Raw genomic sequence first — 22,521 nt, 5'->3', positions numbered from 1 at the left:
ACCTTTTTTGCTATTCAAGATGCGCCCTTAGCATCCAGGCCATTTTTTCATGCTTTTCCATCAGCCCTGTGATATAATCACTGGTTCCTGCATCATGGAATGCGGTTACGTAGCCGTCAATGTTTTCCCGCAGGCGGATCAGTATACTTTCATGGTCCGACAGCAGTTCTTTGATGTGGCCTGTTGCATCATTTTTTTCTCTCGACTGCTCCGTGAGGTGCGTCAAGCTTAAAAACTCCTTCAGGGTTGCGGGCGGGAAATGGCCAAGGGACCGGATCCTTTCTGCCACATCATCCACTATTTCTTCCATCTGCCCATACTGGGACTCAAAAAACAGGTGCTTGCTGTGAAAATCAGGTCCTGTTACACACCAATGCGCTCTGAGGGTTTTGGTGTAGAGAACGAATTCGTCTGCCATTATTTTTCCCAGCGAATGGGCTACGGCAGAAAGGTGTTCTGGTTTAATACCAATACGTGTAATCATCTTTTTTAATTAAATAATTGAAGCAATAAAAAGGTATCCAAAGAATAGGTACCGGCGCCCAGCGCCAGTAAAAAAAGTAAAGAGAGTGTGTACATATAGGGCACATCGCGTACCTCCAGGTCGTCGTTACGGTGTACCACAAAGTAACCGATGGCGGTTACTCCAATCGTCGGCAGAATTACCAGCCGCGTACCGATGCCCAGCATTACCAGGAAAGGCACTACCGTATCTGAAAACGTAGCCACCAGTGCGTTGAGCTTTTCCGGTAAATGAAGCGGATTGGGTACATGCTCTTTTTGCCCGTTCACTACGCGGAATTTTTTCATGCCATGTACCCTGAACAGCTCCAGTGCCAGCAGGCAGCGGAATACCAGCATAGCGGCGTTATTCCAGGTGCTGCCCAGGTCGGAGTAAAGTATGGAGATGATAATATCGTTCATAATATGCGCGTTAAAATGCAAAACAGGAGCAACCAAATGCCCCCCAGAATGCGGTGTAATTGTTAACAGGGATGTTGCTCTTACGGGCAATATCGTGATGATGCCCGTGAACGTCGCAACTGCCTTTGCAGCTATGTATCCCGGCAGCAGCAACTGCTTCGGCAGCTGGCGCCTTGGCAACAACCGCAGCATCTTTATGGTAACCCGGATAGTTTTTTACGGGTGACCAGTCGGGCAACACGGGTATTGTTGGCGGTGCGTGGGTAGCGAAATCGTCTTTGGCGTATACCACCTTTCCGTCAACAATGGTGAGGATGGACTCAATAGATTTGATCGCTTCATCATCCACTTCAAAAAAGTCGCGGTCCAATACCGCCAGGTCGGCAAACTGCCCTACTCTGATACTGCCTTTCTTTTGTTGCTCCCCGGAGAACCATGCACTCCCTTTTGTATACAGTTCCAGTGCAGTTTCCCGGCTTAATTTATTCGCATCGCCGTATAGTTGCAACCCTCCTACGGTTTTGCCGGCAGTAAGCCAGTACAGGGCTACCCATGGATTATAACTGCTAACCCTGGTGGCATCGGTACCTGCGCCAACGGGTACCCCTGATTGAAGCATTTGTTTAACCGGTGGCGTATGCGCCGCTGCGGCAGGCCCATAACGATCGGCAAAGTATTCGCCCTGGAAAGCCATGCGGCTTTGAATGGCAATGCCGCCGCCAAGTTCCCGAACACGGTCAATGTTGCGCTCATCGATGGTCTCCGCATGATCGAAGATCCAGGGAAGACCGTTAAAAGAAATCTCCCGGTTTACTTTCTCAAAAACATTTAAAAACCGGGTGATACTTTCGTTATAGGTAGCATGTAAACGGAAAGGCCAGCGTTTTTCTACCAGCAGCCTCACTACCCGTTCCAGCTCCTCCTCCATTGTATCGGGCAAGTCCGGCCGCGGCTGGAGAAAATCTTCAAAGTCGGCCGCAGAAAACACCAGCATTTCGCCGGCGCCGTTGTGACGATACATATCGTCTCCCTGGTGAAGGGTAACGGAGCTGGTCCAGTTTTCAAAGTCTTCCCGCTCCTGTTTAGGCCGTTGTGTGAACAAGTTGTAGGCGATACGAACGGTCAGTTGCTTTTTCTCATTCAGTTCACTGATAACTTTATAGTCGTCGGGGAAATTCTGAAAGCCGCCACCGGCGTCTATCACGCTGGTGATGCCAAAGCGGTTTAACTCCGTCATAAAGTGACGGGTAGAATTTACCTGGTGTTCATACGACAACCGCGGTCCTTTGGCGAGTGTGGCATACAGGATGAGTGCATTGGGCGCTGCCAGCAGCAGTCCGGTGGGATTGCCTTTGGCATCTTTCTCCAGGCGGCTTCCCGGCGGCGCCGGCGTGTCTTTTGTAAATCCAACTGCCTGCAATGCTGCACGGTTTAACAGCGCCCTGTCGTACAGGTGCATAATAAACACCGGCGTATCCGGCGCAATGGCATTGATCTCATCCAGGGTGGGCATTCGTTTTTCAGCGAACTGGAATTCAGTCCAGCCACCTACCACACGCACCCACTGCGGCGATGGTGTTAGTGCCACCTGCACTTTCAGCATGCGCAATGCATCTGCCAGGGAAGGGACGCCATCCCATCTTAATTCAAGATTATAGTTCAGGCCACCGCGGATTAAATGGATATGCGAATCGTTTAATCCTGGTATCACCCTTTTGTTTTTCAGGTTGATCAATACCGTGCCGGTATCCTGAAATCCGTTCAGTACCGTAGCGTCGTCTCCCACTGCAATGAATTTGCCCTCTTTGATCGCCACTGCTGTTGCTGAAGGCTGGTGCCGGTCTACGGTATGGATTTTACCGTTATAAAGAATTAAATCGGCCTTTTTCATCGTCGTCAGTTTTAGTTATGAAATGAAGCAATGGCTTCTTTGATTCCTTCGCCGGCAGTGACGAAAAATGCGGGGCCTGCAAGCAGTATTACTTTGGTTATTTTTTTCGGGGCGGCTAAATTATTTTTATGGAGATACAGCTGCGTTCTGTATGCCTCAATAATGCCTTTGGTGACGTTACCTGCAACGAGGGCCGTCGGTGAATCGATACCGCCATCTTTGATATCGCTGGCGAAAGAAAAACTGGTCACGCCTAAATTCAGTGCTTCACGCATGGCCACAGTTGCCACGGAGGTCATAAGATCGGGCGTGAAATTATTCCGGTTGCCCATACCAATCAATAATAAACGCGGGGATTTCAATGCGCCTTTGGCGGGCGTAATCAGAATCGTTTCCAATGCATGCCCGGCAAACCTGCCTGTTTTGCGCAATTCTGTAATTTGACCGTGCAGCGCCTCATCCAAATGAACCATGCCGTTCAGCGCGGCGGGCAATGCAGGAGGATTAAAAATATCCCCTTCCGTGTACTCGAACACACAAGCCACCTGTAAAGGCGATTCGGCGGCTGAAGGCCCCTGGACCAATCCCTCGATGGCGATCCCATCTACCTTTCCCCAGATCTTTGAAGTGCCGATCGCAGTTGTCTTCACAGTGGTATCCGCGGTTGCCGCTTGTTGGGCATATGCTGTGGTTCCTAGCAGCAACGCAAAGGCTACCGGCAACAGGCTTCTTATTTTTGTTACCCAAAGACTTCCATTACGCTTATAATTTCTCATGATGAATAGTTTATTTTCCTGTTAAAATTTGAATGCAATCCTGGTGTTGATGAATAATCCGTCTTTATGATCTTTGATCAGATCATCTACAAAAGCGCCTGTCTTAAAATATTGTATACCGGCATTCAGCGAGATAAACCGGTTCAGTGTGTATACTGCACTTGCGAGGTAAGCGGTACCTATATATCTTTTTGCTGAAGAAGCACCTGCCAGGTTAAAATTGCCACTGGGGCGATATACACCATCCTGCAGGGAGTAACGCCAGTTGAATACCACATCTGCCTGCAACAGCAGTTTAGGTCCCGGGTTCACAGTAGCATAAGGATGGATATCAATGAGGTTTACAGGGCCTATTTGCGGACTGAATCCGAAATATCCTCCTTTGGGATACAACGGGTTAAAGGTGCCCAGTTTTCCGTCGCCTTTGTTACGGTCTCCGGAGATGTAGTCATTACGTAAATTGATCGTTGGCCGGCCTTTCACAGATTCAAACATATAGCCGATATCTGCGGAAGCAGTCCAGGCGCTGATATCCGCAACGCCAAATTTTCCGAACTGCCATGCCGCCTCGAAGTTGTAAATGAAGCCGCCGCCATATTTCCAAAGCCTGCTGCCCAGTGTATGTCTTACTTCCTTTTCAGCTCCATCTTCGAAAACTGCCAGATCCCGCCGGACACCCAGGTAATACACATCCAGGTTACCAGCCCGGGGGAAAATACGCTTCGCATATAGCCCCCAGAGGTTTACCTGTTTGCTGATCTTATTGTCGAATGCGCCTGTGTTCACGGTGTCTGCTGCCATTACAAATGCGTCTGCGGTAAAACCTGCGGCGGCATACATTAATTTAAGTCCATCAAAATAAAGCCGCAGGTTGGGGCCTTCGCGGACAGAGATCAGCCGCCCGCTGCCATAGTCCAGCTCCTGGCGGCCGGCACGGACAGTAAGGCTGTTTGTGTTACGTTTATACAGCTGTGCATCAATAAAGAGGTTCTGAATATTCAGGTGATCTTCATCAATAGGCCTGGGACCGTTTTTACGACCTCCTTCCCAGGCACTTCGCAGCTGCGTGAACACCCGGATGCGTTCTCCGAGGTGAACATCCGCATGAAGGTCGTAGCGCTGCAATAAGAAATTATTGTGACCTGTTCCCAGCCGTCCCCAGTCTTCATTATTAAAATCAACATATTCCCACCTCGCCGATCCGCCGAAAGAAACGTAGATGTTATGTTCAGCAGAAAGGGAAGTATATTTTACCTGGCGATAAAAGGTGGGTGCAGAATCACGCAGGTAGGCATAATTCTCATCAAAACGCATCCCTTTAAATGATTGTGTGAAACCTGCATGGCTGATCAGCAGGAGCATGATCGGCATTGCTGACTTTTGCCATAAACAGAAATTGGAAACTCGCAAAGCTGGTAGAGGATTTTACAGAAGAATCAGTGTTTAAGCATATGATGAGCATAATGAATGCCTATGCCATAAGAACCGCCATACTTTTTCATCAGGTCGGTAACTGCTACATACGTTTCCTGTCTGGCCCAATCTCTCTGCAATTCCAGCAGGTACTGAATAGCGGTAATGGGTTTAACGCCTGCGTGCACCATGCGTTGCACGGAGCGTTCATGCGCTTCGGGGCTAACGTCGCCACAGGCATCGGTAATAACATACACGGTATAGCCTTCTTCAATGGCCGACAGCGCAGGACCTACAATACAAACGCCTGTCCACAGGCCAGCAAGTACCAGCTTCTTTTTGCCGGCGCCGGTAATGGCTTTATACGCAGCTTCATCTTCCCAGGTATTCATGGAGGTACGGTCGATGTACCCGGAAGTAGCCTGTGGGTAAAATTCTTCAATTTCAGGAAATACAGGGCCTGAAAAGGTTTCTTCGGCAACTGTTGTTACAATGGTAGGGATATTAAAGATCTTTGAAGCGCCGGCAACAATAGCGGTATTGGTACGCAGTTCACTGAGCGGAATACTCTTGGTGGCAAAAGCCATCTGGCCTTCAAAATCAATTAATACTAATGCGTGGTTCTCCGGTGATAACAGATTCGGTGACGGTTTCATAAATTTAAATAGTTTCCGCCCGGTAAGACAACAAAGATGCCACCTCGCAATCATCTCATAATCAACATCATAAGCGAAACTATTTAATAAAAAATATACGACATATCGTAAATTTATGATCGTACATAAAACTCACTCCCGCTTACGGATCAATGCTATTAATCCTTCATTCCCGATAATAATCATACCATGACGATCTGCGGTAATACCCTCTTTCAATTGATAAGTATACCTGGGCACATTTCCTTCCATCACCGTTGGCAGGTATAAAAAACGGTAACTTCCATCCTGTTTTTTCAGGGCCTCGCCCACCTCGATAATATGCGAGGATATAATAAAGAAACAATTCCTGTGTTCCGAAAAAGCAGCGGTAATAGCGAGCGTAGCATCATAAGCATCCTTTACATTGGTGCCTTTAAATAACTCATCGAATATAACTACGAGATCTTTTGACGCTCCAACCTGCTCCGCTACACTTTTCACCCGCAATACTTCCGCATAAAAGTGGCTATAGCCATGCTCCAGGTTATCGGGGACATTAATTGTAGAAAAGAGCCCGTCTTTTACAGAGAACTCCATTTCCGCTGCCGGCACCGGGAACCCCATATGTGATAAAAAAACGGCAATGCCAAACGACTTCATAAATGTTGACTTCCCCGCCATATTTGCCCCGGTAAGAAAAGCAACATTCGATGCCGGATGAAATGAAATATCGTTAGGCACGGCATGCTCCACTGAGGGGTGAAACAATCCGCTGATATTGATTACATTTTTATGTTTGGGTAAAGCCCTGGCGTAACAAAAGTGCTTTGTCCGCGCAACAGTGGATACGGCTATATATACATCAAACTGGTAAATAACGTCTATCACAGTCTTCATCTCCTCCAGGCATCCTGTTCTTAACTGGTAGTCGTATTTTATAAGCTTTGGCAGCGGAATATTCTTTACATCTGTTTCTTTCCGGAGCCACAGCAGCCGCCGATCGTTAAAGATCTGCCGGATTTTTTCGACCTGTTCCTGAACAGGGCCATAGGCGCCCAGCTCGGCTAATTTGTAAATGAAATCACGAAAGGCTATTAACAATGTGATCGTTTTTCCCAGCCCTGTTACAAGCAGCTCATAGCTGTTATCGCGGATCACTGTTTTAAGTAACTTCCTGTATACTATGTTCCATGCAGCGGCCGGCATGGTAGCACTGGCGCCAGTGGTAAGATAATTTTCTGCTATGCTGAATGATTCAGCACTGAAAGGCAGTACAGCAGGGTTGCTGTCAAAGTATTGAAATATACTGCTGCGTTCATTGATCGCAAGATGATCTGTTAACGGATACCGGAACATATCATCCAGTAACTTTCTGCCACCGCCGGTTATAACGTTGTCGAATATACGGTAAACGGATTTGTTGTTGTACCTCCCGGGAATGTTCAGATCATCAAGCGTTTGTTTGTCTGCGAGAAAACTCATACGTCCTTATTTTTATCTTTCTTTTTGCCGATGATATCCAGGATACCTTCATTTTTGATAATAATCATCCCATGCCGGTCGGTGGTAATACCATTGGCTAACCGGTAGGTATAAACGGGTTTGTTGTTTTCCATGCGGGTAGGCAGAAAAATGAATTGAATGTTACGGCACTGCTCTTTCAGCACTTCTCCCGCCTCGGTGATATGCGTTGAAATGACAAAAACACCATTCTCTCTTTCTGCAAAGGCAGCGGTAACTGCCACCGTACCTTCATAGGCGTCTTTTACATTGGTGCCCCTGAAAAGTTCATCAAAGATGAGCAACAGGTTCCTGGCTTTCGACAGCTCCCTGGCGATCTTTTTTATCCGCAATACCTCCGTGTAAAAATGGCTGCTTCCGGAGGAAAGGTCGTCCGGTAAATTGATAGTGGTGTAAATACCATCCCTTACGGCAAACTCCATTTTCTCCGCAGGAACGGGAAAACCCATATGCGCCAGGAACATGGCTATGCCCAGTGATTTCATAAAGGTGGACTTACCCGCCATGTTGGCGCCGGTTAAAAAAACCACGTTGCTTTCCGGGGTAATATGTATCGTATTGGGCACCGCCTTCGCTACCTGGGGATGGTAAACGCCCTCCAGCCGTATATGGTGACTACCGGCATCCAATGCAACCGGGAATATAAACTTTCTTTGTGCCGCCACGTTGGCTACCGTGATATATACATCTAAGTGATAGATCAGCGACAACATTTTGCCCAGTTCATTTCTGAACCGGAACCTGAGCAGTTGATCATAGGCTACTACTTTGTCGTAAGGCAATTTAGTTCCCGCCGGCTCCTGCAATACCGGCTCCAGTGCCGGGTCTTGCAGGAGTTTTTTCATTTCAGCGATATCCGGCAGGTATGGGTGATCAGCGGACATTTTTGTCATATCAATAAAAAACCCTTGCAGCGTTTGCAGCATTTCTATCACCGACCGGACCCCATCGCTGACCGTTTTAAAATTAGTATCGGCCGCTATCAGGTGGTTGAATTTCCTTGCCAGGGTATTGCCCTCCGGCGATAAACGGGTCCGGTCGTCCTGCACTGCCAGGTAGCCTTCTATTACGTCGAACAAACCGCTGCTGAAGGGGAAACGGGCATCAACAGACTGAAGAAACCGGATCTTGCCGCTTCTATTGTTGATAGCGGTTTTTTCCGCAAGCGGGTACCTGAACATATCTTCCAGCACAGCGGCGCCACCGCGTGTGCTGGTATGATTAAAAACAGTGTAGATGGAATCCGCTCCCGGTTTCCCCAGTATATTGAGATCAGTAAGGGTTTGCTTATCGGTATTAAAAATCATCTTATAAAAAATTAAAACTATCCCTGACTATTTCCTTTTCCGTCTGATGAGCAATATGGCGCCGAATGCCAGCAGGATGCCGGGCAATACCCACAGGTAAATAATCCGCAGGAACTTCACCTGGTCTTTTGTTAACAGTACGGCTGTATCTTCCGGCTTGGGGCGGGTGCTATCGATCGGGAATTCGCCATAACTGAGCCAGCTGAACAAAGCGGTATTAAAAACAAAATTGGCGGCTCTTAAATTAAAACGCTGCAGCTCCGCGTTGCCCATGAAATCGGCATCACCGGTCACTATAATGCGTTGTTCTTTGTTATTGATCTTCCGTGTCAGGGAAACCGCTGTGGCAAAAGATTTGCGCTCGTCGCCCCTTTCCGGTAAGAAAACCACTTCCGCAGAATCGGTTACGAGGTTATCTTTCTTCAGCCAGCAGTTTCTTATATCCGTTACCAGCAATGGCTTGATGGTGAATGCACCGGTATCGCTATAAGAGAGGGCTGTTGCCCGCGGCATGGAAGCCATAGCGCTATCGTGGTGACTATGTGCCAGCGCCGGATAAAACGATGCGACCGTGGCTGTGAGATAAGGCGTGATCAGCTCCGGTTGCAGGTCTTTGCTGGTTTGCACTAATATACCATCCATCAATTGCACGCCCAGCTGCCTCAGAAAAGGATTCAATATGGCCTGCTTGCCCGGCTCTCCGGCCACCAGCAAGTTTCCGCCGTTGTTTACATATCGCTGCAATTTCTCCATACCAGCCGTTGTGATGGCCACCTTCGGATCGGCCAATACCAGGGCGGAGATATCAGTGGGAATATCCTGCGACTCCAATGATAGTGTATCCACGTCAAAACCCTGGTTCAGCAATGAGTTACGGAAGGTAGTGAGGTTCGTGAGCACTTTATATTCCCTGTCTCCCAGCTTATTTATACTTCTCTCCAGGTGCCCTGTCAGGAAAACTATTTTGGGCATTTTTGCCTGCAGCAAACGCTTAAATGCAGCCGATACTTCCGTTTCGCCCGGCCATTCCTGGTTGTCATCAAACACCCGCAGGAACGTGGTTTTCCCTTTATACTTCAGTTGCATTACGTACCGGTTCAACTCCGGTTTCAGGTTAATCACCTTCCGCATTTCAGCCGGCGTTTTAAACTGATCCATTGAAAGATCCCTGCTATCTGCATATTGCTTGGCTATCTGGTCCAACGTTTTGCCCTGGTAGTACCGGTACATACCGGGATTTTCATAGGACGAATCATAATATAAAACCGTTTTAAGTTCAATATTATGTTTGAACCGGGTATAGGGTTCCCAACGGCCCAGGTTCCGGTTATATGAATCGGGGCTGCCCAGGTCCCAGTGGCGTCCCAGCAGGTTATTATATGCCGTCACTTCCAGTGGAGCATCTCCCAGTTCCTTTATAATTTTCTGCGCATTGGGTGTCAGCGTTCTTTGCTTGCCACGGCTGGCGTCATAATAGCCCACCATTGAAGGGATGGAGCTAAAGTAGCCAACGGCCAGTGTGGACACTATCACAAAAGCATATCTCCCGGTTTTTACAATAGCCGGTTTGGATTCCATGCCGGCTTTCAGCTTATAGATACTGAGCCCGAGGAAAAGATAAACGATGGCCAGGAAATAGATCACATCCTTTGAAGTAATGAGCCCCAGCAGCATGTTCCCCGTACGCCCTGAAATAGACAGAAAGTAAGTCAGGTTCCGCACAAATGCAATATCCTGCCAGAGCGTGCCTACATAGGATAACAGGCCTATCATTACAAAGGTGCATACCGCAGCCACCACCTGATAAGTGGTGAGGCACGACATGAACAACCCGATGGCCGAATAGGCGCAAAGCAACAGGTAAAGCCCCAGCATAGCGCTGAACAGCATACCGGTATCCGGCGATTTAATCTGGAACATGCTGGAGGTAACAAAGATCCCAAAGATCATCACCAGCAACAAGCTGTAGATCATCATCGCCAAAAATTTCCCGAACACAATTTCCCTTACCCGGATAGGCGAAGTATACAACAGTTTAATAGTGCCGCTGCTGGTTTCACGGCTGATCAGGCCCATCGTGAGCAATGGAATGTATAAGTATAAATTGCGCATTACGCCGCCTAATACACCCCTGTTACTCAGGAAAACAAATTCTCCTACACTGCCGAAAAATTTCCCGCCCGCATCCTGGTCCCTTGCGATGGCTTCCATTACGCCGAGGTACGTTGCCCCGCATTGGATGAGAAATACAATCATTAAAAACCAGGCAATAGGTGAGTAAAACAGGGTGCGTAACTCTGTTTTGGCTATTCTGAATATCGTCTTCATTAATCCGTTATTGTTTTGATGATGGATGGGATAACTGCTTAAATATTTCGTCGAGCGCGCTTTTATCAAGGCTGATCTCCCGGAGTCGCCAGCCATTATGTACCGACGCAGCGATGATCCTTTCCGTGATCTCCTGTTCACCATTGAAGTAAATGCGCAATTGTCTTTCTGTAAGGAATTCCACCTGGGTAACACCATTAATTTTTAGCAGCTCTGCTTCTACCGGGGGATTCTCCATATGTACCAGCACACTGTGTGGTTCTACATAGTTGTTAAACGTGTCCATTGTATCGGAGAAAACAATTTTCCCGTTTTCGATCATCCTGATTTCTTTACAGAGTATCTGCACTTCAGACAGGATGTGCGAAGAAAAAATCACGGCCCTGTCGCGGGCGATTTCTTTGATCAGTGACCGTACCTCTATGATCTGGTTAGGATCCAGTCCGTTGGTAGGCTCGTCCAGCACTACCAGTTTGGGTTGGTGTACAATGGCCTGTGCAATGCCCACCCGCTGGCGGTAACCGCCGGAAAGGTTCCGGATCAGTCTTTTGCTGAAATGATCTACCCCGCAACGTTCCTTGGCTTCCTTTATGGAGGGTTTCATTTTATCTTTTGGCAAATGCCGCAGACCGGCGCAATAGCTGAGGTATTCATCGACCGTAAGATCCATGTAAAGTGGGGGATGCTGCGGCAGGAAACCGATATCCCTTTTGGCCTGTTGCGGATGCTCTTTCATGTTAACGCCGTTAATATAAACATCGCCTTCGGTCTGGTTCAGTGCCCCGCATACAATATTCATGGTGGTCGACTTTCCCGCACCGTTTGAGCCCAGCAAACCGACAATACCTGTTGGGCTTATTTCCATATTAATATCACGGATGGCCCAGGAAGTACTGTACCGGTGGGACAACTTTTCAATTCTGAGAATACTTGATGCCATTTATTTTATATTTTTTTTTGCAGATGTACAGTCTATGGATTTTGTTCCATTTCCGGGTTCTGGGTGATGAGTATATTGGCCAGTGGAAATACGTAGCCGCTGCTGTTGGGCGCCAATGTGTACGTGTTACCATTGAATGACCTGGTAACAGTTTTAGCAAACTGCGGATCCTTGTTCAGCCGGCGCTGATCAAACCAACGCAGCCCGGTGCCGAAGAATTCGCGACGGCGTTCCTCCACTACCAGTTGCAATGCTTCTGCTGCAGTAGCAGCGGTAAGGTCTGCATAATCGGCGGCCAGGAAACGGAATTTACGGAGTGTATTCAGCATACCCACAGCTTCATCTGTTTTGCCTGCACGGGCAAGGCATTCTGCTTTTATCAGCCAGGTTTCATTTACGGATAGGCCCACTGCGGGCTTATCCGGGGCGCCTGAATATTTTTCACGCGACCAGAAACCCAACCCGGTAAATGAAGGATAAAACGAAGTGCCGGTTTTTACAAAAAGCTGATAGCGCAAATCCTTTGTTCCGAGCAGGTCCAGTATTGCCTGACTTAACTGCGGAGCGCTATACATTCCACGGGGCACTTTCCGCAGCAGGATCTGCTTATCGTTGAACTGGGAAGGAAAAAAATAGGTACTTCCGGCAACGGCTAAATTATAGTCGTACAAGGTACTTGATAACGCCAGCGTACTATCAGCAAAAGCAGCGGCATTGGTGAAGTCGCGCATGTTAAGGTATACTTTGGCTAACAGCGCATAAGCCGATGCCTTATTGGGCCTGAAATTAATATCCTGTTTGAGTGGCAGCATGGGAATTGCCGCCGTGATGTCCTTCAGCACCTGCTCATATACCTGTTTCACCGTGGCCCGTTTTAAATCCACAAAAAGAGCTGCCTTTAGTAATACCGGCACAGCAGGATCGGTTTCCGCAGTAGCAGCATCATACTGCTTTCCATACAGGTTAGCCAGGTTAAAGTAGGTAAAAGCCCTTTGCATCAGCGCCTCCGCCAGGATCGTTTGCTTCAACAGCTGATCTCCTCCTTTACTGTCCATTACGCCGTCAATTACTACGTTGTAAGTGTACATACCGGCATACAGGGAATTCCAGTCATTGTCCTGCATAAGATCCGTGTAAACGGGTTTACGCCAGGTATAGGTGGCCGTTTGAACAGTGTTACCTTTAATATTATCCTGGATCTCCGGCGCACGGAACTCCACGTCATCACAGCTCACAAGCGGGGCTGAACCAAAGGCGCTCTCCTGCTGATCCCGGTTATTCATTAAAGCGCGGTAGTCTTCTGTATACACCAGCACACGCTGGCCCTGTATGGGCACTTCTTCCACATATTTACGGCAGGAAACCATGCCGGCACCCAGTAATAAAAAAACAATAACTATTGTATAGTGACGCATACTTTTCGGTTTAATGAATTAGAAACTCAGTGCAACTCTGAAAGAATAATTGGTTAATGGAGGAAGCTGGTAGTTATTGCCGGTGGTATAGAGATAATCGGGGTCCAGCTTCTCCTTATTGGCTGCCCAGATCATTCCGAGGTTGCGTGCGAGCGCTGAAACGGTTAAGCTTTTCAGTCCTGCTTTCCCCAGTAAAGTAGCAGGAATAGCATAAGACAACATCACCTGCTGCAATTTGATATTACTGCGGCTTCTTACCAACAGATCTGATTCCCTGTAACGGCCAGTGCTGGTATTGAAGTTGGTATTAGCGCCGAACGCCAAAGCCGGAACGTTGGTGAAGGCTTCATCCCCCGGCTGTCTCCAACGATTGGCCAGGTCCCCATTTCTTCCTACAAAAAGATTATTACTGAATCCGATATCCTGGATAGAAGGTTTCAGGAAAACACCACCAAAAGCGCACTGGAACTGTGCGCTCAGGTCGAAGCCTTTGTATTGCACGGAATGACTGAAACTTCCAAACCAGGGTGAGGTAGTGCGTCCCGAATAAACCCGGACGTTTTCATACGGAAACTCCGCTACAGAGTATTTTTTCGAATGGTCTTTACCGTTGTAGATCAATGCCTGACCGGTATTATCCAATCCTGCCCAGGCGTAGGTAAACAGGTAATCTGTGGGATAACCTGAATAAAGCATCTCCGGCGCAAAGTAAGTAGTCGGTTTTTCGAAACGTGGATCTTTGATAATGTTCGTATTATAAGACATATTGATGGTGGCTGTCCATCTCCAGTTTTTGCTGAGAACCGGCACTACATTGATTCCCAGATCCACTCCATGACCTTCCAGGTTGGCGGTGTTAAATAAAGTAGATATAAAACCGTAGGTACCGTTGATCGGCAGTTGCCAGATGATATCTGTCGTATATTTCTTATAATATTCTGCAGAACCGAATACCCTGTTTTTAAAGAGGGAAAAATCGAGCCCCCAGTTCATCATCCTGGTTTTTTCCCATCCAAGGTTTTCCATAGCGGGAGTGGCAATCACACCATAAGGGTAGTTGGTATAATAGTCAGCACCGAGTATATTGATAGTAGTAACCGGCGCATAACCCTGTGGCGCGTTTCCGCTGAAGCCATAGGTAAAACGTGCCGACAGCTGATCTATCCAGGTAATATTACGGAGAAATTCTTCCTTGCCCAGGTTCCATTTCGCGCCGGCAGACCATAAAGGGATGGCTCTTTTACGCCGTTCCACACCCAGTAAATTATAGTCATCAAAACGTGCACTTCCGGAAACGGTATATTTATTGTCGAATGTGTAAGATCCGTTCGCGTAGTACGACAGCGCCCTGGTGGTTTTTTCTGTGACCGGCCTGGTAGTGGCGCCGATACTCTGCGTGATCCCATAGATATCTGTATATCCGACAAAAGGATTCACGCTGCGAAAAGCGTTGATAGACTTATCATAACCGTAGCGCATTTCCCCGCTGTTTTTACTATATGATTCCCTGATTTCATTACCTGCCAGTAAATTCAGCTGATGCCGGTCTTTCCAGTTCTTGTTTACATTGATCTGCCCACGCAGGTTGTAACTTCTTCCCTGCCCGTTGGCCAGATCCAGCCTGCCGCCCGGAGGCACGCCATACACACGGGTGCCCGTGGAACTCAAACTGGTAGCCTTATTCACCAGCATCCTGGCGTCGTAGCTGTCCGGTTCCCAGTACTGCTCGTATTCCGTAAACATCCTGCCTACATTTCCTGAAATATTAACTCCTAACCAGGACGTGATATTACCGTTCACCGCCAGATTCAATGCCACGTTATTAGCGGTATTATAACTGTTGGAATACTGCAGTTCGTCGATGGGAGAATAACGAAACGGAAGATATCCCTTGTTTTCAAGGTACCTGGCTGTTGACGGAATAGTCAGCAGATCATAATAAATATTGTTACCAGAAGCATCTTTGAGCATATCGTAAGGCCGCATACCGCCCGACACAGTGCTCATTGCCTTTACAGCGGCGTTGTTTATCTTATCCTTTGTATTCCCGAAAGTCAGATCTGTACTTATTGTAACGCGTCCATTCAACAAACTGGAGGTGTTCCCTGCTTTGAGGGAATATCCCCTGTTCGTATTATTTCTGTAAACACGGTCTTCCTTATAAAAATAACCCGACAGAAAGTAAGAGCTGTTTACTCCGCCACCGGAAACAGAGAGGTTATATTGCTGGGTAGTGGGTGACTGGATCATGTATTTTTCCATCTGCGAGCGGTTGTCGTTTGCGCCCAACGCCGCCAGCTGTGCGTTCATCTCGGCATCTGTTATTTCTCCGCGTTTGTTCCTGAAATAAATAGCCTGCACCTGGCTGCCATTCTCCGGATAATAGCTTCCCGGTGTGCTACGGGGAACCGGATCAGAATATCTTCCTTTATCCAGCAGTTCTTTTTCCAGGTCAACGTATTGTGATACCGACATCATTTCTCCATATCCAAGAGTAGGTTTACTGCTGGTCCCCATCGTAGTGGAGAAACTGAAAACCGGTTTGCTGTTACGTACTCCTCTTTTTGTGGTGATCACAATTACGCCGTTGGCTGCCTGGATGCCCCAGATAGAAGCCGCTGCCGCATCTTTCAGAAAAGTGATCTGGTCAATATCATCTGGATTAAGCAGGTCCAGCGCGCCATTGGCAATAGACACTTGCGAAGGGAATCCGTCTATGACCAGCAAAGGATCTAAACTTACTTTGGTGTACTCACTTTTAATAGTAGACAGGCCCCGGATTTTTACCGACCCGTTACGGCTTTTACCCGCCGTGGTTTTGGTGGAAATTTCCACGCCCGGCACCATGCCCTGCAACCGCTCCAGGATGCTTACTACCGGCACCTGTGCCAGCTGCTTCCCGGTAACCACGCCGAATGATCCGGTAGCCCGTTCCTGTGGAAGCGCCTGATACCCGGTATTCACCACTACCTGTACTTCCCCGAGTTTTCTGATGTCCGCATAAAGCCGGAATGTAACCGCGCTTCTTCCCTCCAGCTTTAATTCTTTTCGCTGATAAGCAATATTAGTGGCTACCAACGTAGCGTTCCGGGGCACATTTACAAAAGAGAAATCCCCCTGGATATCGGTAACGGCCATGAGCTTTGTATTGCGTACCGCCACTGTAACATCCGGTATCGGCAAACCGGTGGAATCCAGGATCCTGCCTTTCAGCAGGGGAATCACCGTAGAATCTGAAAGCGTGGCAGACTCCTGCTGGTAAGGCTTTTCAGAGAGGAAGATGGTTTTACTGTCGATAGAAAAAGTTAATGGTTGGTTTTTAAATACGTTTTCCAGGAACTCCTGCAAAGGGATTTCCCTGGCGTTAATGGTAATAGGGATCGCACGTTCCATCAACCGGTCGTTGCTGAATACCACGAAACCGGTTTGTTTGTAAACGGCGTCAAAGATTTTCTTCAGAGGCATATCCTTCCCCGAAATAGTGACCGCCTGGGATAAAGATTTTGCGGAAACGTGCAGTAAGGAGGCGAAGAGGCAGAAGGTAGTAATTCTCATAATCCGCAATATTTGTATAGGGACCGGCAATAGAAATCCCTTTCGTTCTACATGAGCGATTTTTTGCATAAATTTGGTTGTGGTTTGGTTGATAAAAAATTCGTTACACCGAAATTTTAAGTTTAGCCGGCTACCTGCCGGAAGCGCTCCTACTGCTTCCGGCTTTTTGTTTTTTCGACTAACCCTGTTTGATGATCTTTTTTATGATGATGATTATTGTGTGACTACCAGTCTTTTTCCTTCTTCAATGTTCAAATGTACCCCGGTGCTGTTCAGGCCTTTGATCAGGCCAGCCAGACTTATGTTCCTGCTGATCTTTCCATAAAATTTAATATCGGGCACAGCCCCTTTGTATACGATCTCTACATCGTACCATCGTGCGATTTGTTTCATTGCATATTTCAAATCCATTCCATCGAAATCAAAAAGCCCGTTTTTCCAGGCCATGATCTTGTCGATGTCTGCATTGCTGATCACCCTGGGGGTTTCTGACAATTGCAGCTGTTGCCCCGGGCGGAGCACAATGCCCTTGCGGTAGAGGTCTGACGCCTGCGGTTTCAGCGACAGTACTTTCACAGCGCCCTCCAGCAAGGTGGTATGCTGGCTTTCTTCATTTGCGTAGGCATTTACATTGAAATGGGTGCCCAGTACTTCAATACGGACATTATCCGGCACGGTTACCTGGAATGGCATTTGCGCATTTTGTGCTACTTCAAAATATACCTCCCCAGTGATCTCCACATTCCGGTGCTTACCTTCAAATACCGTAGGATAGCGGATAGAGCTGGCGGCATTCAACCACACCTGCGTACCATCCGGTAAGCTTACCCGGAACTGGCGACCATTCGGGGTCGTAATGATATTATAGGCAACTTCATTGTTTTCTTTTCCGCCAGGGCCATACACCAGCCGGCCGTTATCAAATAAGATCCGGGTGCCGTTCTGTGTGGCCACCACACCGTTTTGCAGACTATCCAACGCTATGCGGGAACCGTCGGCTAATTTCAGGATGGCACCATTTTTTCCGGGTGCGATGTCGGTTACCGGTGCATTGCCAGCAAAACCGGCAGGAGCCGGTCGTTGGGACTGGAACCAATAGAAGGTACCTGCCATAAATATAATAGCCGCTGCAGCAGCCGCCCATCTCCATCGTTGCAGGAAATGAACCCGTTCCCCGGGGACTGGTTGTGCGTTTGGTGAATACCTGGCCAGGAACTGCGCCAGCGCTTCGTTCTCATTGTACTGGGCGATCAGCTTTACTGCCGCCTGTTGAACGGCGGCATCATTAATTTCCTCCCATACCTGCTGGTGTTGCTTGTTATCCGCCACCCATGCATGTAGCTTCACCGCCTCTTCCGGCGTCAGGGTTCCCTTTAAATGCTTGCTGAGCAGGGCGGCTATATAAAAGGCATTTGATGTTGGTTCATCCATATTGGCACGGCGCTTTCTCTTATTACGACGTGATATTCTTACCGTACCAAAGCATCCAAAAAAAATCAGGAATGAGTTGTCATCAGCAGGAGAATGACAAAAATTTCAGGCGGGAGCCTGCGTTTTAACAGCATTATTCCCCGGGATTTCTGGTTTTTCACCGTTTGTACAGATAACCCCAGCTCACGGGCAATTTCATCGTTTTTCAACCCTTCTATATAACCCATGCGTATAATTTTGCTGCATTGTTCCGGCAGCTGGTTGATTTCATGATAAAGTTCATTGAATACTTCCAGGCGGATCATTTCAAGATCTGCAGCGGTTTCCCAGTCGGCCTGGGCGCCGAGAAATACAGCCTGGCGTTCTTTACTGTGAATGGCCACCTTTATGGAATCGAAACACGCATTGCGGGTAGATTTGAACAAGAAATCCTTCAGGTGCCGGACGTCTTCAAATGCCTGGCGCCTGTTCCATAACTTCAGGAATACGTCGTTTACCAGGTCTTTCGGATCGGCTGCTTCCTGGATAATTTTTTGTGCGAAAGCACACAAAACACCATAGTATTCCCTGAAAACAACAGAAAACGCGGCTTCATCGGCAACAGCAAGCCGTTGCAGCAGTTCTGCTTCTCCATATGGTTGGTCACGTTCAAACGATTTAATCAACTGCATCCCCGCTTATATGATATACTAAAAAAATGAATAACCACGAAGCCGGCAGTCAATGAGCGCCTTCTTTTAATTAGGATTATTCGTCATGAAAGGAACAACAGGATGGTAACCGGCATTTATTGGTTGACTTGAAAAGATGGACTCCCTTTTATTATTATGGTTGCCGCGACGGAATATCCATCTGCTTATGATAATGAACAGTCACTGTGCTGGTAAAATACTAAATTTTACCAGCCAATTTCATAAATTATTGTCAATCGGACAAATATATTACGTTCAGATGTTATTTGGATATAGCTATTCATTTTATTCATTCTGATTCCCGCCGGGTTTTCATTTTGGTTTTTTGACAAAACTATTTAATTTTAAATATCGACTGAATCCTATGTAACGACCGTAAATAGCTATTCCTAAAACCCTGCATCCTTCACCGGCTGCATAATACAGCATGTTTACCCGCTGTAAAAGTATCATTACCATAAGACATTTACCGTTACCTGAAAAACCAGTTGTTTGTAATCATTTACTCAATTAATAACCATGGAGCGCCTCACCGGTTTCCAAAAACTATCTTATATGCTGTATTGCCGTATACGGGAATAGTTCCTCTTATACAGGTAAACTACCAGGCATTTTTGCAGCCCGGCAAACCACCCGCATCCGGTGGTGGTGATATCCTTTTGCATCCTCAGATAACCATTTAAAACCGAAACATATAAACTATGGAAAGCCTGCAAACAATTAAAAGTGACGATATGGTGGAGATCCAATCCAAAGCGATCAAGTTAACCCATACCGGAAATTCAATCAAAGTATTATCAAAGGAGGAGATCTTTAAACTGATAGACGTTCATGAGCCCTATTACGCCCTGAAAGAGGTACGTGTGGATGAACATAATTTTGTAACTGCCACAATAGAAGCAGAACAACCGCTGGGAGAAGAGATCTCCCCTATTGCCGCGGCTGAAGCATGCAGGCATCTTGCCATCCTGGGATCCGTATGTTGTGCACTGATCAACCCAGTAAAACAAAAACACTACTATCTTGCCCACCGGGGAACCTATAAAAGGGCCGCGGAGAAAATACATTACACCCGAAAGAAATTAGTGGCCACCACCACGTGTACTTTTTTTAGTAAAAGAATGGCTAGCATAAAAGCCTGCCTGCTGGATGAAGACAATCAGCTTATCTGTGGAATAGAAACCAGTTTCCATGTAGTGCCCCATGCCCTCTTCGAACGGCTGTATTACAATTTCCATAAAGAAACACCTGATTTCGGCGTAACAAATCCGTATCATCAAAAGAAACCACTTTTTGATGTACAGTTTTCCGGCTTATCGGCGGCGGCCTCATTAGGTAAAATCCAGGATAATTATTGTGCAGGGCATTTCCCTCACTTCCCGGCGATGCCGGTGGCTATCCTGATGAATACGCTGCTGGACCTGGCGGCCAGGTATATTCATCACATCACCGCTGACAAATCATTAAAAATGTATGTCAGGGAAATGACGTTGTTGGCCGATAACCTGGGGTTTTCCGGGGAGGCAGTGGTGCTGCATGTTAAACAGGAAGCGTATGTTGATAACCGGTTTAAGCTTCACTGTATCGCCACCTCCACTGACAATAAAAGTGTGGGCGATATTACTGTTATCATTGAAACGGTGAAAGCGTTTTAAACTTCAATCACTAAAAATATAAAAACAGGGATGGCAGTTGCCATCCCTGTATCGATCATCGCATGTGAATTGTTCAGATTACTTTCCCCCGTTGTATAGCCCCAGTATTTTCGAAGCATTCCCGTTATAAATCTTTTCCAATACTTCATCCGGCAGGTACAATCCATAAATCATCCAGCGCGCCTGCATATGATGACTGGGCGACGGATCTATATATTCATCCTTTGTTTCCAGGAAACGGTAATAAATACGATAGGCTGCTGCATCACAAGGTGTGTCTGTGCCAAACAATACCCTGTCCTGGTATTTGATCAGGAAATCGCGCGCGGTATACGGTTGTCGCCCAAGCTCACTGATGCGCGCAGAAATCTCCACATATAAATTGGGATATTTATCCAGCCAACCGGATACCCGCTCCAGTTCCTCCGGCAGGTTGCCTACATGCGCGCCGATAAAAATAGTTTTGGGATGACGTGCAACGATATGATCACGTTGCGTGAGTATGGCCTCTTTGGAGGGAAACTGCGGCCCGTAAAAGGACCAGTCCGGGTGCGCGCCCAGCTCATCATACCGTTCATTATAGCGGTCTGCCGGCGTAAAAAAAGCTTTTGGATCAGACACGTGTATCAGTACCGGAATTCCGAGCTCACCGCATTTCTCCCAGAAGGGATCGATGCGCGGATCATCTACCGGCACCAGCTTCCCGCTTTTGTCCTTTATGATCAGCCCAAGTTCCTTGGCAATTTTTACACCGCGGATGCCCATCTTCACGGCTGCTTCCAGTTTCTTCCCCTCTTTTATACCAAAATCGGGTTCATCGATCCGGCCGAAGTCGGGCCGGAAAAATACGAGGAACCTGTCTTTTGATACGGCTTGTGAAGCCTTCAGATGATCCAGATATTTATCACCGGCAGAATAAGCATCCAGGCTTACACATTTTATCACGCCGGCTTTATCCATCTCCGACAGGTAGTGCGCGGTATTTTTTAATTCGCCCAGGTGGTTGTGAATATCTATCACCGGGAACTTCGGCTTTATCACGCTGGTTTGTTTCACTACCAGCTGACTGCGTGGCTGCCAGTCGAGCAGTTTAAGGTCGCCTTTTTGCGCGAGCAGTATCACGGGCAACAGTAACAAATGAAGCACCGCTATCAGGCGGCTGACATTTTTTTTCATGTTCATTTTTTTTCGTCATTTCAGTTCATATACGCGTACGTAATCAATAACAAAATCTGCCGGGAAGATGGTAGGATCAATGCCCTGTTCTCCGCCCCAGTCGCCGCCAATAGCCAGGTTCAGCAAAAGGTATTGTGGCACATGATAGGCCCATTTGCCTTCGGGTACATCTTTCTTTTCGTAAGAAAAATATTTCTGGTCATCAAAGAAAAAATCGATCCGGTCCTTATACCACTCAATGGCATACACGTGAAAGTTCTCCCAGGGTTTTTCCATGGTGATCTTTCCGCCACGGCTGCCGCCATCATAACCCGGATGGATGTTGGCATGGATGCTGTTGGGATCATGTCCAACAAATTCCATGATGTCAATTTCAGAATACACCTGGGTAGAATCACCGGGACCCCAGGCCATGTTATTACCCAGTGTCCAGATAGCCGGCCACACGCCCCTTCCATGTGGCAGTTTGGCCCGTACTTCCACCCTGCCGGTAGTAAATTCGAAAATATCTTCTGTATTGAGGCAGGCAGACGTAAACTCTCCCCCGCTGTCGGAAGTAACGAAGCTGGTGCCGCCCTTGATCAAACGCAACGGCTCTTCTTTGATCGCCCTGATGATCAGGTTCCCGCCTTCCACATGTGCATTTTCGTAGCGGTTTTTGGTGTAATACTGCGCTTCGCGATGTCTCACAAAACCTTCTTCATATCGCCATTTTTTGGGATCCGGATGCCCGGTATAATTAAATTCATCCGACCATACCAGCTTGCCCTTTTGCGCAAAGGCAATAACCGGCATAACAAAAAAGATACAGGCTACTAATTGTTTCATCATCTTCATACTATTAATAATTTAAAAATTG

Annotated in this window: 17 protein-coding genes; 1 reads left to right on the top strand and 16 read right to left on the bottom strand. The window is 47.4% G+C overall.

Translation table 11 applies throughout. The annotated features are described in order from the left end of the window. Positions 1 to 10: 10 nt before the first annotated feature. The 14 genes from QFZ51_RS15695 to QFZ51_RS15630 all read right to left on the bottom strand — a co-directional run bounded on the left by QFZ51_RS15695 (position 11) and on the right by QFZ51_RS15630 (position 18,810). Positions 11 to 484: a Dps family protein gene (locus QFZ51_RS15695; protein WP_429047033.1), complete on the bottom strand. Its 474-nt coding sequence runs from the start codon at positions 482 to 484 to the stop codon at positions 11 to 13. A gap of 5 nt (positions 485 to 489) precedes the next feature. Continuing rightward, positions 490 to 924: a DoxX family protein gene (locus QFZ51_RS15690; RefSeq protein ID WP_429047032.1), complete on the bottom strand. Its 435-nt coding sequence runs from the start codon at positions 922 to 924 to the stop codon at positions 490 to 492. A gap of 10 nt (positions 925 to 934) precedes the next feature. Then, positions 935 to 2,815: an amidohydrolase gene (locus tag QFZ51_RS15685; RefSeq protein WP_429047031.1), complete on the bottom strand. Its 1,881-nt coding sequence runs from the start codon at positions 2,813 to 2,815 to the stop codon at positions 935 to 937. 11 nt (positions 2,816 to 2,826) lie between these two features. Continuing rightward, on the bottom strand, positions 2,827 to 3,591 hold the full coding sequence (locus tag QFZ51_RS15680) for a M17 family peptidase N-terminal domain-containing protein (protein ID WP_429047030.1): 765 nt from the start codon (positions 3,589 to 3,591) through the stop codon (positions 2,827 to 2,829). Positions 3,592 to 3,612: 21 nt separating this feature from the next. Beyond that, complete coding sequence (locus tag QFZ51_RS15675) at positions 3,613 to 4,962, bottom strand: alginate export family protein (RefSeq protein ID WP_429047028.1); 1,350 nt, start codon at positions 4,960 to 4,962, stop codon at positions 3,613 to 3,615. A gap of 65 nt (positions 4,963 to 5,027) precedes the next feature. After that, positions 5,028 to 5,660 carry a hydrolase gene (locus tag QFZ51_RS15670; RefSeq protein ID WP_429047027.1) on the bottom strand — a complete coding sequence of 211 codons (633 nt, stop codon included), beginning with the start codon at positions 5,658 to 5,660 and terminating at the stop codon, positions 5,028 to 5,030. Between the two features lie 132 nt (positions 5,661 to 5,792). After that, a complete protein-coding gene (locus tag QFZ51_RS15665) occupies positions 5,793 to 7,124 on the bottom strand; it encodes a MutS-related protein (RefSeq protein ID WP_429047025.1) in 1,332 nt (443 codons plus the stop codon). Next, positions 7,121 to 8,470: a MutS-related protein gene (locus QFZ51_RS15660; RefSeq protein WP_429047024.1), complete on the bottom strand. Its 1,350-nt coding sequence runs from the start codon at positions 8,468 to 8,470 to the stop codon at positions 7,121 to 7,123. The genes QFZ51_RS15665 and QFZ51_RS15660 overlap by 4 nt, the downstream gene beginning before the upstream one ends. A gap of 27 nt (positions 8,471 to 8,497) precedes the next feature. Beyond that, positions 8,498 to 10,798 (bottom strand): Gldg family protein, encoded by a 2,301-nt coding sequence (locus QFZ51_RS15655; RefSeq protein ID WP_429047023.1) that lies wholly within the window; start codon positions 10,796 to 10,798, stop codon positions 8,498 to 8,500. Positions 10,799 to 10,805: 7 nt separating this feature from the next. Further along, positions 10,806 to 11,738, bottom strand: coding sequence for an ABC transporter ATP-binding protein (locus QFZ51_RS15650; protein ID WP_429047022.1), 933 nt, complete (start codon positions 11,736 to 11,738; stop codon positions 10,806 to 10,808). A gap of 32 nt (positions 11,739 to 11,770) precedes the next feature. After that, positions 11,771 to 13,153, bottom strand: a complete 1,383-nt coding sequence (locus tag QFZ51_RS15645; RefSeq protein WP_429047021.1) for a RagB/SusD family nutrient uptake outer membrane protein — start codon at positions 13,151 to 13,153, stop codon at positions 11,771 to 11,773. 18 nt (positions 13,154 to 13,171) lie between these two features. Continuing rightward, a complete protein-coding gene (locus tag QFZ51_RS15640; protein ID WP_429047020.1) occupies positions 13,172 to 16,708 on the bottom strand; it encodes a SusC/RagA family TonB-linked outer membrane protein in 3,537 nt (1,178 codons plus the stop codon). Positions 16,709 to 16,921: 213 nt separating this feature from the next. Then, the gene (locus QFZ51_RS15635) at positions 16,922 to 18,139 is read right to left on the bottom strand and encodes a FecR family protein (RefSeq protein ID WP_429047019.1); all 1,218 of its coding nucleotides are present in this window, start codon (positions 18,137 to 18,139) and stop codon (positions 16,922 to 16,924) included. 65 nt (positions 18,140 to 18,204) lie between these two features. Further along, a complete protein-coding gene (locus QFZ51_RS15630) occupies positions 18,205 to 18,810 on the bottom strand; it encodes an RNA polymerase sigma factor (protein ID WP_429047017.1) in 606 nt (201 codons plus the stop codon). Positions 18,811 to 19,532: 722 nt separating this feature from the next. Between QFZ51_RS15630 and QFZ51_RS15625 the strand changes: the two genes are divergently transcribed. After that, positions 19,533 to 20,486, top strand: coding sequence for a hypothetical protein (locus QFZ51_RS15625; RefSeq protein ID WP_429047016.1), 954 nt, complete (start codon positions 19,533 to 19,535; stop codon positions 20,484 to 20,486). Positions 20,487 to 20,564: 78 nt separating this feature from the next. Here the strand turns inward: QFZ51_RS15625 and QFZ51_RS15620 are convergent, their stop codons facing one another. Together QFZ51_RS15620 and QFZ51_RS15615 are read right to left on the bottom strand one after the other, a co-directional pair. Then, positions 20,565 to 21,662, bottom strand: a complete 1,098-nt coding sequence (locus tag QFZ51_RS15620) for an amidohydrolase family protein (RefSeq protein WP_429047015.1) — start codon at positions 21,660 to 21,662, stop codon at positions 20,565 to 20,567. Positions 21,663 to 21,677: 15 nt separating this feature from the next. Beyond that, positions 21,678 to 22,493 (bottom strand): glycoside hydrolase family 16 protein, encoded by an 816-nt coding sequence (locus tag QFZ51_RS15615; protein ID WP_429047014.1) that lies wholly within the window; start codon positions 22,491 to 22,493, stop codon positions 21,678 to 21,680. Positions 22,494 to 22,521 lie beyond the last annotated feature (28 nt).

The organism is Chitinophaga sp. W3I9, assembly GCF_050434025.1.
Classification (GTDB): domain Bacteria; phylum Bacteroidota; class Bacteroidia; order Chitinophagales; family Chitinophagaceae; genus Chitinophaga.
The sequence above is the reverse complement of the archived record's forward strand: the minus strand, read 5'-3'. Positions and strand labels throughout refer to the sequence as shown.

Coding starts and splice junctions, on each gene's coding strand:
- QFZ51_RS15695 (WP_429047033.1), bottom strand. CDS start 484: ATGATTACACGTATTGGTATTAAACCAGAACACCTTTCTGCCGTAGCC.
- QFZ51_RS15690 (WP_429047032.1), bottom strand. CDS start 924: ATGAACGATATTATCATCTCCATACTTTACTCCGACCTGGGCAGCACC.
- QFZ51_RS15685 (WP_429047031.1), bottom strand. CDS start 2,815: ATGAAAAAGGCCGATTTAATTCTTTATAACGGTAAAATCCATACCGTA.
- QFZ51_RS15680 (WP_429047030.1), bottom strand. CDS start 3,591: ATGAGAAATTATAAGCGTAATGGAAGTCTTTGGGTAACAAAAATAAGA.
- QFZ51_RS15675 (WP_429047028.1), bottom strand. CDS start 4,962: ATGCCGATCATGCTCCTGCTGATCAGCCATGCAGGTTTCACACAATCA.
- QFZ51_RS15670 (WP_429047027.1), bottom strand. CDS start 5,660: ATGAAACCGTCACCGAATCTGTTATCACCGGAGAACCACGCATTAGTA.
- QFZ51_RS15665 (WP_429047025.1), bottom strand. CDS start 7,124: ATGAGTTTTCTCGCAGACAAACAAACGCTTGATGATCTGAACATTCCC.
- QFZ51_RS15660 (WP_429047024.1), bottom strand. CDS start 8,470: ATGATTTTTAATACCGATAAGCAAACCCTTACTGATCTCAATATACTG.
- QFZ51_RS15655 (WP_429047023.1), bottom strand. CDS start 10,798: ATGAAGACGATATTCAGAATAGCCAAAACAGAGTTACGCACCCTGTTT.
- QFZ51_RS15650 (WP_429047022.1), bottom strand. CDS start 11,738: ATGGCATCAAGTATTCTCAGAATTGAAAAGTTGTCCCACCGGTACAGT.
- QFZ51_RS15645 (WP_429047021.1), bottom strand. CDS start 13,153: ATGCGTCACTATACAATAGTTATTGTTTTTTTATTACTGGGTGCCGGC.
- QFZ51_RS15640 (WP_429047020.1), bottom strand. CDS start 16,708: ATGAGAATTACTACCTTCTGCCTCTTCGCCTCCTTACTGCACGTTTCC.
- QFZ51_RS15635 (WP_429047019.1), bottom strand. CDS start 18,139: ATGGATGAACCAACATCAAATGCCTTTTATATAGCCGCCCTGCTCAGC.
- QFZ51_RS15630 (WP_429047017.1), bottom strand. CDS start 18,810: ATGCAGTTGATTAAATCGTTTGAACGTGACCAACCATATGGAGAAGCA.
- QFZ51_RS15625 (WP_429047016.1), top strand. CDS start 19,533: ATGGAAAGCCTGCAAACAATTAAAAGTGACGATATGGTGGAGATCCAA.
- QFZ51_RS15620 (WP_429047015.1), bottom strand. CDS start 21,662: ATGAAAAAAAATGTCAGCCGCCTGATAGCGGTGCTTCATTTGTTACTG.
- QFZ51_RS15615 (WP_429047014.1), bottom strand. CDS start 22,493: ATGATGAAACAATTAGTAGCCTGTATCTTTTTTGTTATGCCGGTTATT.